This window comes from Sporolactobacillus laevolacticus DSM 442 (assembly GCF_000497245.1).
Classification (GTDB): domain Bacteria; phylum Bacillota; class Bacilli; order Bacillales; family Sporolactobacillaceae; genus Sporolactobacillus; species Sporolactobacillus laevolacticus.
In genome coordinates, this window is record NZ_AWTC01000016.1 from 54942 (window position 1) to 72230 (window position 17289).

14 protein-coding genes are annotated in these 17289 nt (G+C 45.6%); 4 read left to right on the forward strand and 10 right to left on the reverse strand.

All coding sequences use genetic code 11. From position 1 onward, the window contains the following. Positions 1–142: 142 nt before the first annotated feature. From P343_RS32930 to P343_RS32945, 4 genes are all read right to left on the reverse strand, one after another. Positions 143–1345, reverse strand: coding sequence for a CamS family sex pheromone protein (locus P343_RS32930; protein ID WP_023511160.1), 1203 nt, complete (start codon positions 1343–1345; stop codon positions 143–145). 12 nt (positions 1346–1357) lie between these two features. After that, positions 1358–3364 carry an NAD-dependent DNA ligase LigA gene (gene ligA / locus P343_RS32935; RefSeq protein ID WP_422784831.1) on the reverse strand — a complete coding sequence of 669 codons (2007 nt, stop codon included), beginning with the start codon at positions 3362–3364 and terminating at the stop codon, positions 1358–1360. Positions 3365–3435: 71 nt separating this feature from the next. After that, a complete protein-coding gene (pcrA, locus tag P343_RS32940; RefSeq protein ID WP_023511162.1) occupies positions 3436–5664 on the reverse strand; it encodes a DNA helicase PcrA in 2229 nt (742 codons plus the stop codon). A gap of 148 nt (positions 5665–5812) precedes the next feature. Continuing rightward, positions 5813–6109: a YerC/YecD family TrpR-related protein gene (locus tag P343_RS32945; RefSeq protein ID WP_023511163.1), complete on the reverse strand. Its 297-nt coding sequence runs from the start codon at positions 6107–6109 to the stop codon at positions 5813–5815. Between the two features lie 377 nt (positions 6110–6486). On the opposite strand from P343_RS32945, the gene P343_RS32950 reads away from it, so the two are divergent. Beyond that, the gene (locus tag P343_RS32950) at positions 6487–7059 is read left to right on the forward strand and encodes an HAD-IA family hydrolase (RefSeq protein WP_023511164.1); all 573 of its coding nucleotides are present in this window, start codon (positions 6487–6489) and stop codon (positions 7057–7059) included. Positions 7060–7532: 473 nt separating this feature from the next. On the opposite strand, the gene P343_RS32955 is transcribed toward P343_RS32950, so the two are convergent. Both P343_RS32955 and P343_RS32960 read right to left on the reverse strand, forming a co-directional pair. After that, positions 7533–8513 (reverse strand): L-lactate dehydrogenase, encoded by a 981-nt coding sequence (locus P343_RS32955; RefSeq protein ID WP_023511165.1) that lies wholly within the window; start codon positions 8511–8513, stop codon positions 7533–7535. A gap of 119 nt (positions 8514–8632) precedes the next feature. Continuing rightward, positions 8633–9469 (reverse strand): DMT family transporter, encoded by an 837-nt coding sequence (locus P343_RS32960; protein WP_023511166.1) that lies wholly within the window; start codon positions 9467–9469, stop codon positions 8633–8635. Between the two features lie 145 nt (positions 9470–9614). On the opposite strand from P343_RS32960, the gene P343_RS32965 reads away from it, so the two are divergent. The 3 genes from P343_RS32965 to P343_RS32975 all read left to right on the forward strand — a co-directional run bounded on the left by P343_RS32965 (position 9615) and on the right by P343_RS32975 (position 12663). After that, positions 9615–10955, forward strand: coding sequence for an aminotransferase-like domain-containing protein (locus P343_RS32965; RefSeq protein WP_023511167.1), 1341 nt, complete (start codon positions 9615–9617; stop codon positions 10953–10955). A 154-nt stretch (positions 10956–11109) separates the two neighbouring features. Further along, positions 11110–11937, forward strand: coding sequence for an ABC transporter ATP-binding protein (locus tag P343_RS32970; RefSeq protein WP_023511168.1), 828 nt, complete (start codon positions 11110–11112; stop codon positions 11935–11937). Between the two features lie 15 nt (positions 11938–11952). After that, positions 11953–12663: a hypothetical protein gene (locus tag P343_RS32975; protein ID WP_023511169.1), complete on the forward strand. Its 711-nt coding sequence runs from the start codon at positions 11953–11955 to the stop codon at positions 12661–12663. 107 nt (positions 12664–12770) lie between these two features. Here the strand turns inward: P343_RS32975 and purD are convergent, their stop codons facing one another. The 4 genes from purD to purM form a co-directional block, all read right to left on the reverse strand. After that, complete coding sequence (gene purD, locus P343_RS32980; RefSeq protein WP_023511170.1) at positions 12771–14042, reverse strand: phosphoribosylamine--glycine ligase; 1272 nt, start codon at positions 14040–14042, stop codon at positions 12771–12773. 30 nt (positions 14043–14072) lie between these two features. Continuing rightward, positions 14073–15617 (reverse strand): bifunctional phosphoribosylaminoimidazolecarboxamide formyltransferase/IMP cyclohydrolase, encoded by a 1545-nt coding sequence (gene purH, locus P343_RS32985; protein WP_023511171.1) that lies wholly within the window; start codon positions 15615–15617, stop codon positions 14073–14075. Between the two features lie 61 nt (positions 15618–15678). Beyond that, entirely contained in the window at positions 15679–16248 is a 570-nt protein-coding gene (gene purN, locus P343_RS0119120; RefSeq protein ID WP_031264162.1) for a phosphoribosylglycinamide formyltransferase, read from the reverse strand. Further along, positions 16238–17278: a phosphoribosylformylglycinamidine cyclo-ligase gene (gene purM / locus P343_RS32990; RefSeq protein ID WP_023511172.1), complete on the reverse strand. Its 1041-nt coding sequence runs from the start codon at positions 17276–17278 to the stop codon at positions 16238–16240. The genes purN and purM overlap by 11 nt, the downstream gene beginning before the upstream one ends. Positions 17279–17289 lie beyond the last annotated feature (11 nt).

The following is a 17289-nucleotide window of genomic DNA, read 5'->3' on the forward strand; positions in this document are numbered from 1 at the left end:
CCGTGCGCTCTCATCTACAGGTGCGGCCGCAGGCGAACAGCGCACCTTCCGCTCCAATTAACATAGCCAAATTAAAAAGAGCGAAACTGCCGTAAAGCAGTTTCACTCTCTTTATCATTTATTGTTTTGCGTGCTTGACTAATCAGTGCTGGAAAATGTGGACATAGGGTTCATCCATATCCGCTGTCCGTTCAATCAGTGCTTCAGGTGTACTTCCTGTTGTGATGTAAACATGAATCGGTACATTCCGTGAAAACGCAGTTCTGTTTTTCACGATTGAGGTCACATAATTTGTGAAGCCGAGCATTTCCGTTTCATCAATAAATTTATTAAAGTCGATGTCCAGTGTGATGTCACTCAGCTCTTTATTCCGATAAAAGGCTTTGCCGATAACGCCTACATAATCCGGATAATATTTCTGGACATCACTCTTGAACTGATTGAATTTCTGAAGATCGCCCTTATAGCTGTTGGTGGCGGTGTTTGATGGGAACAATACATGGTGTTCGTCCACATTCGTCCATCCATTAATGCTTCCCGATCCGCTGCCGACTTCTGTCTTGGCAACAAAGTCTCCGGGCACATAGGACTGGGGAGCCGCTGTTATATAAAGCGTAATAAATACCGGCACCTGCCCCAGCCCACTTTTGTTTCTCACCCGTTGAAGGATCTGCTGTGCCTGCTTTTTCCCCCATGAGATGACCTTGGATCGATTTAAATTAACAGAGACCGGATACATTTTATTGTTATAGGTGATCGTGTCTGCATAAACAGAATTAAGTGAAACCGCCAGTGAGACGCCGCCCACACTGTATTTGCCGTTCTTGCCTTTCTTTAAATAGTCCTGTTCGACCACATAATTAATATATTTCGGACTGTTTTTTGATTGATCGACAACCGTCTTGCCTTTTCCAAGCGGCGGATTCAAACCAGGTACCACCGGTAATTTTTTCTTATTAGCATCATACTGCACAGGCTCTTGTCCCCGTCTGTGGAGAATGTTGTTAATGTCTGATTCTTTTAGATACTGGCCACTCTGAAAGACGTAGTCATTTGGACTGAACACACTTTTTGACAAATCCATCAGGCCAAGCTCCAACTGATCCATGTCGACACGGTTCTTCGGTCCATATTGTATGTAGCCGCGCGTGCTGTCGCTTTCCTTTGGACGGATCGACTGATAGTCCGATGTATTCGCACTTGGGATCAGGCTGGCCGTTCCTGATTTGCCATTGTTATCTGTCCCCACTTTATTATCAGGTGTCGTGTTGAACCAGCATCCTGATAGGATAAGCTGCAAGGCAAGAAGCACCGATCCCGCAGCTGCTGTTTTTTTCCAGTTCATCTGGAACATCTCCTATTCCTTGAGTGTTTCCACGAAACGCGCTTCGTCCCAGACCTCGATCTGAAGCTCCTGCGCTTTTTTCAATTTCGATCCGGCTGCTTCTCCAGCGACAACAAGATCCGTGCTGGCACTGACACTGCCCGTAACCTTGCCTCCACGTTTTTCAATTTCATCTTTCGCTTCATTACGTGTCATGAGTGTCAATTTTCCGGTCAATACAACGGTTTTTCCATTAAAAAGCGAATCCGATTGCGAAGCAACTGCAGGGTCAGGTCCAAGATAGGCCATATTTACTCCGGCTGATTTCAGTTCATTGATCAGCGCACCGACTTCAGGCTTAGAAAAATAAGTGATTAGAGATTCCGCCATTTTCTCGCCGATTTCATCAACCGCAGTTAAAGCCTCCAAATCGGCTGCAGCAAGCTGATCAATATTCTTAAATGCTTGTGCTAAAAGCTTCGCGGCTTTTGATCCGATATAGCGGATACCCAGACCAAAAAGCAAATGTTCTAATGAGTTTTCCTTTGAATGCTCAATAGCGTCTAGCAAATTATCTGTCGATTTAGGACCCATCCGTTCCATCGACAGCAGATCCTCGCGCTGTAATTTATATAGATCGGCGACATCGGCAATCAGCTGTTTTTCAAACAACTGGGTAATGACTTTCTCGCCTAATCCATCTATGTTCATCGCGCCGCGCGAGACAAAGTGAATCAAACCTTCGCGGATAAGTGCCGGGCATTTCGGATTGATGCAGCGCAATGCGACCTCTTCTTCAAGACGAACAAGCGCACTGCCGCATTCCGGGCAATGGGTCGGCATCGAAAACGGCTCTTCCTTGCCCGTTCTCTGCTCGACAAGTACATTCACTACTTCAGGAATGATATCGCCAGCCTTGCGGATCACGACTCTGTCGCCAATCCGCAAATCTTTCTCTCGAATCAAGTCTTCGTTATGCAGGGACGCTCTTTTGACCGTAGTTCCGGCAACCGATACGGGTGTCAGAACTGCCGTAGGCGTAACTGCTCCGGTACGGCCCACACTGATCTCGATTGCTTCCAGAGTTGAGACCACTTCTTCAGCAGGAAATTTATAGGCGATCATCCAGCGCGGCGACTTAACGGTATTGCCCAGTTGCCGCTGCTGGTCCATGGAATCTACCTTCACCACGATGCCGTCAATGCCATAAGGAAGCGCGTCACGTTTCTCCGTGAATTCCCGGATGTAATCAAAGACTTCCTGCATTGTCCGGCAGCGTCGTGATTCCGGATTGACCGGCAGGCCCAGCTCTCGGATCGCCTCAAGCAAGCCATAATGGGTCTTTATTTTCTCACGGTCAAATTGGCCGGAACTATATAAAAAGACGGAAAGTCGGCGTTTCGCCGATATTTTCGGGTCCAACTGCCTCAGAGAGCCCGCGGCCGCATTGCGCGGATTGGCAAAAAGCGGCTCATCATTCTGGCTCCGTTCTTCATTCAGCTTCTCGAATGACTTCTTCGGCATATAAGCTTCGCCGCGCACCTCAATATCGATTGGCTCAGGAAGGACAAGCGGCAAAGTGCGGACCGTCTTCAGATTGTTTGTAATATCTTCACCGATCGTTCCGTTTCCGCGTGTCGCACCAAGGACAAATTTGCCTTGTTCATAGGTTAGAGATACCGCCAGACCATCAATCTTTAATTCGCAGACATAAGCCACTTCATCGCCGACCGCTTGCCTGACGCGACGGTCGAAATCCAGCAATTCCTCTTCACTGAACACATCCCCTAGACTAAGCATTGGGACATCATGGGTCACCTTCGTGAACGCTTTGAGCGGTTCTCCGCCAACACGCTGGGTTGGCGAGTCCGGAGTGATCCATTCTGGATGATCCGTTTCAATCGCGATCAGTTCATTCATCAGCCGATCGTATTCGCTGTCGGGCACACTCGGATTGTCCTCTACATAATATTCATAGCTGTACTTATTCAGTTGCCTGCGCAAATCGATGAGGTGTTGGGGCAGTTGCTCTTCCATGATTCGTTTCTCCTTTAAGAGGATGTTTAAAAAGTGCGGAAGTAAAAGTGAACTCTGATCTTATTATTGCCTTTTCATACTTTCTCAATCGGGGCAAACGCGCCGAGCAGTCGTTTCAAACCAACGGGACTAGGGAAAACAATATCCAGTTCGACACTGTCTCCATTTCCGCGCGTGCTCACAATCGTGCCCTGGCCCCACTTTTTATGCAAAACCTTATCACCGGCTGCCCACGCTTCAGTATTATGGGTTTTCTTTTGAAGGACCGGTGTCTGACGGACTTGCGGTGATGAAAATCTGCGTTCGAATGGAGAGCCGGACCTTGATTTTGATGAGAAGCCCCCAGAGATTTCGCGTTCCTCCGAGTCTTCCAGTTCCAGCAATTCATTAGGGATCTCTTTAATGAATCGTGACGCTGGATTAGCTATTGTTTTACCAAACAGCATTCGAATCTGGGCACTCGTTAGAAAAAGCTGCTGCTTAGCCCTTGTGATACCGACATAGGCCAGACGCCGCTCCTCTTCCATTTCCTCTTCATCATCCAATGCACGAAGATGAGGGAAAATGCCTTCTTCCATACCCACAAGGAAAACAATAGGGAATTCCAGACCTTTGGCGGAGTGAAGGGTCATGAGCGTCACCGAATCCTGAACAGCCTGATCCTCTTCCTCGTCAATATCGGAATCCAGTGCCAACTCGGTCAGAAAATTAATCAGCGATTTATCTTCATGTGTGCTTTCAAATTCCTTTGTTACCGACAACAATTCATCAAGGTTTTCAAGGCGGCTTTGCGCTTCGATCGTCCGTTCGGATTTTAACGCTTCGCGATAGCCGGACTTGTCGAGCACTTCTTCAACGAGCTCGGTTACTGACAAGAATTCCTGCATCTTGGACCAGTTCATAATCATGTCTGCAAAGGCTTCCATCTTGTTTGCAGTCCGCGCAGCGATTCCCGTCTGCTCAACATCCCCAATTGCCTGCATCAAAGAGAGATCCGCCGTAATCGCGTAATCAGCCAGTTTATCCATAGACGAAGCGCCAATGCCGCGTTTCGGTTCATTGATGACACGTGCCAGACTGATTTCGTCGTTCGGATTAGCGATCAGTCGGAGATAGGCGAGTATATCCTTAATTTCCTTGCGATCGTAGAACTTAATACTTCCGACCATCCGATATGGAATATTCGACTTAACGAGTGTTTCTTCAATGACACGAGATTGAGCGTTCGTTCTATAGAGCACCGCAAAATCCGAATAGTTGAATCCGTCTTTAAACAGCTCGCGCATTTTTCCAGCGACATAGTAACCTTCCTCGCGCTCGGTTGCACCTCGGTAATAAGCGATTTTCTTTCCGTCGGCATTTTCCGTCCACAGATTCTTCGGCTTACGGTCGTGATTATTTTCAATAACATGATTGGCAGCCTCAAGAATTTTCTTTGTCGATCGGTAGTTTTGTTCTAGTTTAATAACTTCAGCGTTCGGATAATCTTCCTCGAAGGATAGGATGTTATGAATGTCAGCTCCGCGCCATCCATAGATCGACTGATCGGAGTCACCAACGACGCACAGGTTTTTAAATCGGTCGGCCAGCATGCGCACAAGCAGATACTGCGCTCGGTTGGTGTCCTGATATTCATCCACATGAATGTATTGAAACTTCTTTTGGTAATAATCCAAAGCCTCCGGTACACGCTGGAAAAGGTGGACGGTCGTCATGATTAAGTCGTCAAAATCGAGTGATTGGTTCTGCAGCAGCTTCTTCTCGTAATCTTTATAAACATCGCGAACCACTTCGTCATATGGGCCTTGAGCGCTTTTTGCAAAATCAGCAGCCGTCTTCAACTCATTCTTTGCTGCGCTGATTTTCCCAAGAATGCCGCGTGGTGTAAATTTTTTCGGATCAAGATTTTGATCTTTTAGAATCTGCTTCACAACAGACAACTGATCGGTTGAGTCAAGGATCGTAAAATTACGGCTGACACCCATCCGGTCAATATCACGGCGCAGGATCCGCACGCACATTGAGTGGAATGTAGAAACCCATGCGTCATCAACCAGCGGGCCTGCCAGATTGGCGAGACGTTCCTTCATTTCTTTAGCCGCTTTATTGGTAAATGTGATAGCGAGAATATTCCAAGGCGCCACATCACGCTCAATCATCATATATGCCATGCGGTGCGTCAGCACGCGCGTCTTACCGCTTCCCGCGCCTGCCATAATCAGCAGGGGCCCTTCATGATGCTTGACCGCCTTTAATTGTTCCGAATTCAGTCCTTCAAGCAATTCCTGTGAAAGCCGGTCCATTTAATCACTTCCTAAACTAGAGTTGCTGCGCAGCGTGAAGAACAAAAAAGCACACAAACACAAAGCCGGCGTATTCTGAATGCACTTGTCCCCAGAACACCGCCGTCTCAATGAAATCTCTTGTTCTTCATGCAACGAGAACAATTCTTTATTTATTTTCTTCTAATCGATCAATGGTCATTTTATAGCCGTCCGCACCGAAGTTGATGCAGCGTTTGACTCTGGATATCGTAGCTGTGCTGGCACCTGTATCTTCCTCGATCTGATGATACGTTTGTCCCGCCATCAGCATTCTCGCCACTTCAAGACGTTGCGATAATGACTGCACCTCGCCCATCGTGCATAGGTCATCAAAAAAGCGATAGCATTCCTCGCGATCTTTCAATGTCAGGATGGCGTCAAACAGCTGATCAAGAGATTTGCCTCTTAATTTATCAATTTGCAACCTTGTCCATTCCTTTCTCGTGGTTAATCCGCAACTTCATCACTTTTTATGTTTTACGAATGTACAAATAAAAAGATGTTCTGATGCGTCAGGCGGAATCTTATGCCCTTGTTCAGACACATCCTAGTTCTTTTCTCAAGTTTGAACACGATCTCGTCTTACAAACTCGCATAAATACTCTTTATAACATCTTACATCAATTATGGCGAGTGATAAAGTCAGAGCGAAAAATGTTTTCGCCCAGCACAGCGCGAAAATAATTTCACCTTGCAAATAACCCTTGTTGCAGCTATTTCTATTTCCATCTGTTTTCGGTTTCATCCTGTACACGTTTGTGGTAGCCTAAGATTGTATTGCTTACAAGACGTTTAAGGGATGTGACGACAATTAATATTTTATGGGACTTTGACGGTACTCTTTTTGATACTTACCCCATTTATGCCAACCTCTTTAAGCGCACGCTTCATACTGATGTCTCTGAAGAGGACATATTTTCTAAAATAAAAATATCATTCTCAGAAGCGTTCTCCTATTTTGATATGACTGAAGAACAAATCGGCGAGTTCAAACAGCTGATCAGACAGTACCCGGCGAGCGGGTTTAAGCCGTTTGATTCCGTTGAAAAAGTGCTTGACTCTGCAGACAAGAATGTGATCATGACGCATAATAATCGCGAAGATCTTGTCCGTATTCTGCGGCACTATGATATGGAACACTATTTTACAGAAATGGTAACCGGTGATGATGGCTTTCCGCGCAAACCAGACCCGGCTTCCTACATTTATCTCGATGACCGCCATGGAATTGATTTAGCGGTTGGTGATCGAACACTCGATATTATTCCGGCAAAGAAGCTCGGCAAGAAAACTTGTCTCTTCCAGAACAAAGAAGCCGGAGCGGATTTTTATGTAGATCGCTACGATGAATTCTTTGATCGGGTATATGTCTAAGCTAGTTTTGGCGTGATATCGGTCTGTTTCGGGAATTAATCGGTCTCTCTCCTAAAATGCCGATTCAGAAAAACCGGGCAAGCCCGGTCCTTGACTATCGCTTTTTATGCGGCTTTAATTCACCAAACTTGTGCTTAAACGACACTTCAGTTGCTCGCTTGCCGCGGGCGATCCGTGAGCCTCCTCAAACAAGCAGTAATCTGCGGGGTCTCACTTGGCTCGCGATTCCCGCAGGCGTCNCGCTTGCCGCGGGCGATCCGTGAGCCTCCTCAAACAAGCAGTAATCTGCGGGGTCTCACTTGGCTCGCGATTCCCGCAGGCGTCTCGCACTTTCGTGTTTGAACCTAAATCATGGCGAAGTAGCGCTAATCATCCTAGTAACTCCGCCCTGAATTTTAAACTTTCTTATCATGACAAAAAGCCTCCGTCTTGAGCATTTTTCACGCTCAAGACGGAGGCTTCATTATTATCTATTAGTTGTTTGCTGGTTCTTCATGTTCTTCCAGTGTTTGTTTAATGTAGCCTTTGATCAGCTCGGCTGATGCGTTAAAGCCTTCCTGTTCTTTTTTGCTTAGGCGATATTTAACGATTTTTTCCACACCGTTTCTGCCCAGCACAATTGGAACACCGATGGCGAGATCATGCTGTCCATATTCGCCGTTTTGAATAACCGATGCAGCAGTCACGACGCGCGCATCATTAAGGATCGATTTTGCAAAGAAGGCAAGTTCGTTTCCGATCCCAAACTGTGTGTTGCCCTTGCGTTTATGAATTTCCCAGCCGAAATGCCTGGCTGCATCTTCTACTTGTTCGCGGTCGATCTTGCCAAATTGATCAAAGTTGTCTTCCTCAAATTGATCGAGCGACTGTCCGCCGACCGTAGCATGTGACCAAGCAGCGATTTGAGAATCTCCGTGTTCGCCAACCATGAACGCACTGATGCTGCGCGGATCGACACCGCCAATCACATCGGACAATTGCCGGCGCAGTCTCATGCTGTCTAGTGCAGTACCGGTACCTATTACATGGTTTTTCGGAAGTCCGGACAGTTTATAGAATAGATAGGTGATAATGTCACAAGGATTTGTCGCAATGACATACGTACCTTTAAAACCAGCCTGGCGCAGTTTTGGCACAATATCATAAGTGATTGCTGCTGTCCCCTTTAGCAGTTCAAGACGAGAACTGCTTGGAATCTGAGATCTTTCGGTGACAGCTACGAGAATAACATCGCAAACCGCCAGACCTTCAAGCGGAACTTCAATTACCCGTGTCCGTGATGGAGTCAATTCAATGCTGTCCGCAAAATCCCATGCTTCACCTTTCGCACGTTCGGAATCAATATCCGAGATGTACAGCTCGTCCGCAATGTTTTCATGAACAACCGCTGATGCCGCCGCTATTCCTACATTACCAATACCTACAATACCTACTCTTCTGACTGTGTCGCTCACTTCAATCCTCTCCTCTTGTTTCCTGATTTATCCTTCTTTGTCTAGTGCCGTTATTTTACACCTTCTACAGAGCTGTATCAAGAATTTTTGGATTGTTTGCACGCATGAGAAGATTATCTTCATCCACTCTTTCTCGCCTGATATACCCCTCTCGATACCATCGCAACCATAACCGTGATGCCTCCTACAAGCGCATAGTACCCAGGCACTTCTCCGGTCACAAAAAGTACCCAAACCGGATTAAGCAAAGGCTCAAGAATGGGGATGAGTGCAGCTTCAATCGGTGATACAAACGGAATCGCTTTTGTATAAAAGATATACGGAATGCCAAGTTGAAAAACACCTAATATAAGCAGTGCAAAAAGGGTTTCTTTGCTTGGAACCGACATGAAGAAAAAAGGAAGACAAACGATAAATACAATCATGTTGCCAAGCAATGTGACGTCTACCGGAGAACCCTCTTTCTGGAGTTTCAGGAAGATAATCATGCTCGCCATTGCCACCCCACTGAAAAGAGCCACAATATTGCCTAATGTATGCTTGAGCTGCAAATCGCCGATGAAAAACAGAATCATCCCCAGCATAACCGCAGCAATCGTTATCCATTCAGATTTTCGAACCTTCTCTTTTAAAAACCATCCCGAAAAGATGGCCACCCATATAGGCGCTGTAAACTGTAATAAGATGGCATTTGCTGAAGTCGTCAGTTTATTCGCAGACACAAACAGAACAAGAAGGCTCGCATAAGCACATGCGCCAAGTACCGTCGGCTTATCTTTTAAATGAATCATCGGCTTCTTTAAATAAATCAACATGACAAGTGCGCCAATTCCACTGCGGGCACCTGCAATCGCCATCGGATTCCAGTCTGCAAGTTTAATAAACAATCCGCCAATACTCCACAAACACGCCGCAATCATCATATAGATAATCGCTTTCCTTCGATTCATAGCCATACCCGACATTTCTCCCTAATCTTTTTATTCCATTTCTCAATCAAATTATATATACTAGGCTCATACGGTACAATTTGAAAAAATAACATCTGTACCGGTATAGATGATTAAGAATGTGGATCAAGATAGGTAAGAGGTGTGGCATGTGAAAAAGAAGTTTGAACAGATTATTGAGAGCATTGAACAACTGATCACGTCAAACCAGCTGCAGCAGGGAGAACGGCTTCCTTCCATTCGCGTGATGGCTGAAAAGTTTATGTGTAATAAATCGACAATCATCCGTGCTTATCAGGAACTTGAAAATGACCACAAGATTTATTCCATCCCTAAAGGAGGCTTCTACCTAGTCGAAAATCATTCTCCAAGCAGAAATCTCCAGGAAAAAATTGATTTTTCAGAGGTTATGCCAGAACCCAAGCTACTGCCATATAAAGAATTTAATCATTGTATCAATCGATCCGTTGAATTATATAAAGATCATTTATTTACCTATGGAGCAACTCAGGGACTGGAATCTTTGAGAAAAGTGCTGGTCACTCACTTCAGTGAGCACCAAATTTTCACCTCTGATGAACACATTTGTATCGCTTCAGGCGCACAACAAGCTTTGAATATAGTGACAAAAATGTCCTTTCCTAATCAAAAGAAAAACATCTTGGTTGAGCAGCCCACCTATGGATTGATGCAGGAAATGGTGATCGAAAGCGGATTGAACTTGATTGGAATTGACCGGAGAGACGACGGCATTGATTTAAATGAGCTGGAAACGATCTTCAGAGAAGAAGAAATAAAATTCTTCTATATAATCCCCAGATTTCATAATCCATTGGGAACGAGTTACTCAGAAAAAACGAAAAAGGGCATTGTAGCACTGGCAGAAAAATATGACGTATACCTCATTGAAGACGATTATCTAGCAGATATTGACACGAATTCAAAGGCATTGCCTGCTCATTATTACGACGTCTCACAGCGAACAATCTACATAAAAAGCTTTTCTAAAGCATTTATGCCCGGCATTAGAATTGCAGCGGTTGTCCTTCCTGAACAATTGGTCGCCACATTCATAAAACACAAAAAATATGATGACTTAAACACTTCCATATTAGCTCAAGGCGCACTAGAAATTTTTATAAAAAGCGGCATGTATCGAAATCACGTTCGAAAAGTACAGCTTGCTTATCGAAAGAAAATGGATTGCTTAAGAGACTGCGTCACACGCTTCCCTCACCTTGGTATTGAAATAGCTGTTCCAAAAACAGGCTTTTTTGCCTGGATGAAGCTTTCACATGACCTGAATGTCGAGCAATTAATCAGGCAGCTTAAGGATCGAGAAATCTATGTCTCGCCAGCCAACAATTATTTTATTAACGGTGCCGGAGAGCAAAACGCGATTCGGTTATGTATCGCCAAGCTGACAAACGAGCAAATCAGAATGGGCATGTGTGCCATCTTTGAAGAAGCGAGTAAATTGATGAGTAAATGATCAATTAGCCAAACGATAAATTGCTTGAATTGTCGCGACTTCATTGTACGATTTACAGACAGTCTCTCTGATTTCCACAAAAAATAAAGAGGTAAGCTTGTTTTGAAAGCCGTTAATTACTTCACAAAGAAAGAAGGGGCTCAGGATCGATCCATTGATACATATTGACCATATCTCTAAGCATTATGACCATCAAAAAATTCTTGATCACGTCTGTTTTTCCATCAATCGTGAAGAAACACTAGCCATTGTTGGCCATAATGGTTCTGGAAAAAGCACTTTATTGAAAATCATTGCCGGTCTGGAAAAACCAACAGCAGGCAGAATCGTTAAAAAGCATGCTGAAATGAAAATTGGGTATGTACCGGAACAATTTCCAAATAATATCCGTTTTTCGCCAAATGAGTATTTAACATTATTAGGGGAAATGGAGGGGCAGCCGCTTCCGTCTTTAAAAAAGAAAATCACTGACCTGTTGCATACGTTTCAGCTCAGTGACTACGCAGACATTCGGATCCAACATTTTTCAAAGGGCATGAAGCAAAAAATCGGTATCATGCAGGCGCTCTTATCGAAGCCTGACTTTCTCATTTTAGATGAGCCGTTATCCGGACTGGATCCTCAGTCACAAGAAGAATTAGCCGACATTTTGAACAAGCTAAAATATGAGGGATTACCTATTCTTTTTACATGCCATGAGCGAAAATTGCTCGAACGGGTTGCAGATCGCGTTTATCGAATTAACCAAGGTAAAATCATCGCCGAAAGCGTTTTTCCTCGAGTTTTGACGATGGAAATAAAGGCCGTGTTATCTACTGATCTCCCCCATCCTGAATTGCATTTAGAGACAATAAGCAAGTCATTCCGTATTAGGGATCGCGAACTTGTTATTAAGACAACAGAAGAACAAAGCAATCAGGTCATTGTTAAACTCATAACCAATAGCTATAAAATACGATCCGTAAATCCATCTTACTCATAAGGTCAGGTGAACCCCATGTTTCCAGTACTACGCTACCAAGCCATGAACTATTTTAGATCCTATCTTTTTGTTCCACCGTTTGTTATTTATACTGTGTTGCTGTTTGTTAACTATTCTTACCGTCCGAATCCAATTATGGACAGCTACGCCTTAACGTCCATTTTAGGTTATCTATTAGCGGCATGGTTTACGATTAGTGTCTTTCATGTTGAAGCGAAGGTGCAGGAAACGATTGCGATTGTCCATTTAAAAAGCATGAACAGCTTTTATAATTGGAAATTTGCTTTTGTTTCCCTCATCGGTGTTCTTTTATCAGTCATATCAACATCGTTTCCTATCGCCTTCGGAATGTTTGATGAACGAATCACGTTCCCAGAAATAAGTATCGGTTTTCTAAGTCATTTTCTATTATTTGTTTTATCGATGTCGTTCACTTCTTTAATGACACGGCGCCTTGTAAAAAACTCAGCAAACACCTGGTTAGGCACTTGTTTTATGCTCGCTATCACATTAGCAGCGCCTGGTATAATGGATATCCTGCCTAAACAATTGCAACCGATGATGAATTTCCTGCCCCCTGTCTATCCATTATTGAAATGGTTAGAATCTGCTCCAAACCCTTTATTTACACTGCATGCCGCACTTCTTTTCCTATGGATCATTGGCTACTCATTGGTACTAATGATACTTTTCATGTTCTGGATTCATTTGAAAAGAACGTCGTAGGATGAACGACTTCTATCCGCTGACATAAACTCTGAGCCTATTCAATATTTTCTTTTCATGAAAAAAACTGCCTCGCCTTGTGGCTGAGACAGTTTTTGCGTTGACAATTATTTTTGACCGGAAGCTTCAAGCGCATGATGCCCGATATCCTTACGGAAGAACACCGCATCAGTCTGAATGCTTTCGAGGTCGTGGTTTACGGCATCGCGGGCAGAGCGGAGATCGTCGCCAAGCCGTGTAACGAGCAGAACGCGACCGCCATTGGTGAGCCAATCCGTGCCGGATTTCTTAGTGCCGGCGTGAAAAAGCAGTGCTTCTTCAGGCAGAGCGTCAAGATTACCGAGTTTTTCAGCTTTCTTGTAACTGCCTGGGTAACCTGCGGAAGCGAGCACAACCCCAACCGCCGTTTTGTCGCTCCATTCAAGTTCCGGTTGCTTGCCATCTAAGATATCAAGCACAACCTGAATAAAATCGGATTGCATCCGCGGTAGAACAACCTGTGTCTCCGGATCACCGAAGCGACAATTAAATTCGATCACTTTCGGTCCCGCCTGAGTCAGAATCAGTCCTGCATAGAGTATGCCGGTAAATGTGCAGCCGTCTTTTACCATGCCGGATGCGGTCGGTTTCAGGATTGTTCCGACTGCTTCATCGACAACCGCCTTCGAAATCTGCGGAACCGGTGAGTAGGCGCCCATGCCGCCCGTATTCGGTCCCTTGTCGCCTTCATACGCGCGTTTGTGATCTTGGGCGATCGCCAAAGGAAAAACGTTTTCACCATTCACCAGGGCCATCAGTGAAAACTCTTCGCCTTCCAGATACTCCTCGATTACGACACGAGATCCGGCATCGGCGAATTGTTTGTCTTTCATGATCGCTTTGAGTCCGCGTTCTGCTTCCTCCATGGTCAGTGCGACAATAACGCCTTTTCCGGCTGCAAGCCCGTCCGCTTTCAGAACGATCGGCGCACCGACCTTTTGCAGATAATCACTTGCTGCCTGATAATCCGTAAAGGTCTGATAATGTGAAGTCGGGATCTCGTATTTTTCCATCAGTGCTTTCGCAAAGGACTTGCTGCCTTCAATTTGAGCTGCAGCTTTTGATGGTCCGAAAACCTTCAGTCCATTCGCTGAAAACACATCGACAATGCCACCGACAAGCGGCTGTTCAGGTCCGACAAGTGTGAGCGCCACATCATTTTCTTTTGCGAACGAAGCAAGCGCTTCATAATCCATGGCATCAATCGGAACACATTCTGCGACAGCGCTCATTCCATCGCTTCCTGGTGCTGCATACACTTTATTCACGAGCGAGCTCTGCGATGCCTTCCAAGCCATCGCATGTTCGCGGCCGCCGCCGCCAACAATCAACACATTCATGATCGTTCCCCTTTCAAAAAGCGAATGAAATTAATGTTTGAAGTGGCGCATGCCGGTGAACACCATAGCGATGTTATACTTGTTCGCCATGTCGATTGATTCCTGATCTCGGATCGAGCCGCCAGGTTGAATAATGGCAGTGATGCCAGCTTTTGCCGCTTCTTCAACGGTATCGTTCATCGGGAAATAAGCGTCCGATGAAAGCACAGCACCTTTGGTTTTTTCGCCCGCTTCTTCAAGCGCGATTTTAGCGGCACCGACGCGGTTTGTTTGTCCGCCGCCCATGCCGACCATTCGGCCGTCATTAACAAGTGCGATCGCGTTTGATTTCACATGCTTTACAATGGTCCAAGCAAATTTCAGGCTTTCCATTTCTGCTTCCGTAGGCTTGCGATCAGTAACTACTTTCAGATCCGCTTCAACATCTGCATAGCCCTTCGTATCCAAATCTTGAACAAGCATGCCGCCGCGAACTGAGGTATATTGAGCAAATTCCTGATTGTCATCTGTGAACTTCACTTGAAGCAAGCGCAGGTTCTTCTTCTTATTTTCCAAGATCGCAATCGCTTCGTCTGAATAGGAAGGAGCGATGATAATTTCGAGAAAGATGCCGTGCAGTTTCTCAGCAAGTGCTGCATCTACTTCACGGTTCAGAGCAACAATACCGCCGAAGATGGATACAGGGTCCGCTTCATAGGCACGATCATATGCTTCATTAACTGATGCACCAATACCAATGCCGCATGGATTCATGTGTTTCACGGCTACAGCTGCCGGCTGCTTGAATTCCTTGATAATGCCAAGCGCCGCATCCGCATCGCGAATGTTATTGTATGAGAGCTCTTTGCCGTGCAGCTGTTTAGCCGCAGCAATCGTTGACTCATCTTTGATCGGATCGCTGTAGAATGAAGCCATCTGATGCGGATTTTCTCCGTAACGAAGTGACTGTTTTCTTTCATAAGTCAGGGTCAGTTTTTCAGGGAATTCCTCGCCTACCTGCTTTGTGAAATAATCGGCGATCAATGCGTCATAAGCTGCTGTGTGGCGGAATACTTTGGCCGCAAGCTTTTGTTTCAGTTCAAAAGGCACCTCAGCGTTTGCGTCTAGGCTTTCTGCAACAACGTCATAGTCTGCAGGATCACAAACAACGGTAACACTGCGGTGATTTTTTGCTGCCGAACGAAGCATGCTTGGGCCGCCAATATCAATGTTTTCAACTGCATCATCATAAGCAACATCCGGTTTGGAGATCGTTTCCTTGAACGGATACAGATTAACAACAACGAAGTCGATTGTCTGAATGCCGAGACCTTTGATTGCCTCCATGTGTTCTTTATTGTCACGAACCGCAAGAAGACCGCCGTGAACAGCCGGATGCAGCGTTTTAACTCGACCGTCCAGAATTTCCGGGAAATCAGTCACATCGCTGATTGAGAGAACAGGAAGTCCGGCTTCTTCAATTGCTTTCTTGGTTCCTCCCGTTGAGATAATCTCAATTCCTGCGTCCACCAATTTTTTCACAAAATCAATAAGCCCTGTCTTGTCTGAAACACTGACTAATGCTCGTTTTGCCAACTTCGATAACTTCCTTTCTCTTTTCGGATGTTCTCAATATCTGAATCTGTGTTTCTGTTTATTATTTGCTTAGCAGTTTTGCAATGGTTTGCGGGTAAATCTGGTGCTCGGTTTCATGAATGCGTGTTTCTAATGTCTCAATAGTATCATCATCTTCTACCGGGACAGCAGCCTGGGCGATGATCGGTCCGGTATCCATGCCTTCATCGACATAGTGGATCGTCACACCGGTAATCTTGACCCCTTTTTCAAAGGCTTGGCCGATTGCATCCAATCCGGTGAAAGACGGAAGCAATGAAGGATGAATGTTAATAATTCGATGCGGATATGCGGCAAGCATGACCTTACCTAGTATCCTCATATAGCCTGCAAGAAAAATATAGTCAACATCATGTTGCCGGCAAGCATCTGCAACCTCTTGTTCAAATGCCGCTTTTGATGGGTAGTCTTTTCTCGACACCACCAATGTACGCACACCAGCTTTTTTCGCGCGTTCGATAACAGCGGCACCCGGCTGATCACAGACGAGCAATTCAATCGTGGCAGGGATATCGCCCTTTTGAACGGCATCGTTAATCGCGACAAAATTGGTTCCATGCCCTGATGCGAAAACTGCAATCTTATGCTTCATCGATGTTCACCAGCGTCAAATTCTGACCTTCAGTCACATGTCCAATAACAAATGGCGTTTCGCCCGACGCCTTCAGCATCTCGAGCGCTTCTTCTTTGTCTTCAGGTGCAACTGTTAAAACCATGCCAATACCCATGTTAAAGGTGTGGAACATATCATCCGTTTGAAGATTGCCCAGCTTTTTCAGCCATTGGAACACTGCAGGTGCTTCCCATACTGCGGTATCGATCTCTCCCGTCAGTCCTTCTGGGAACATGCGCGGCACATTCTCATAGAAACCGCCGCCGGTAATGTGAGCGACCCCGTGTACATCGATTTTTTTCAACAGGTTAAGAACCGGTTGAACATAGATTCTCGTTGGCGTCAGAAGGACTTCACCAACGGTTTTATCTGGATCAGGTTCAAAAGCATCACTATAGGTTAGACCGGCATCCGACACGAGCTTACGGACAAGAGAAAAACCGTTACTGTGTATGCCGTTTGATGCAAGACCGATCAGCACGTCATCAGGCTTCACCTTGTCACCAGTGATGCGTTTTGATTTTTCAACAACACCGACAGAAAAACCAGCAATGTCATAATCATTCTCTTGATACATGCCCGGCATTTCCGCTGTCTCGCCCCCAATTAAGGCGCAGCCGGCATCTGCACAGCCATCAGCAATGCCTTTGACAATCGCTTCCGCCTTCTCTGGTTTCAAAGATGAGCAGGCCAGATAATCGAGAAAATAGAGCGGCTCTGCACCCTGTGTCACGATATCGTTGACGCACATTGCTACAGCGTCAATGCCCACCGTGTCGTGGCGGTCAGTCGCAAACGCGATCATCAGCTTTGTGCCGACGCCATCGGTTCCGGAAACGAGCACAGGCTCCTTGATATTCATTTGCGACAGATCAATTGCTCCGCCGAAGCCGCCAAGTCCGCCGATGACTTCCGGACGGAAGGTGCGCTGTACATGTTTCTTGATTCGTCCCACTGTCTCATAACCGGCTTCGATGTTTACACCGGCTTTTTTATATGCGTTCGCCATGATGGTCCTCC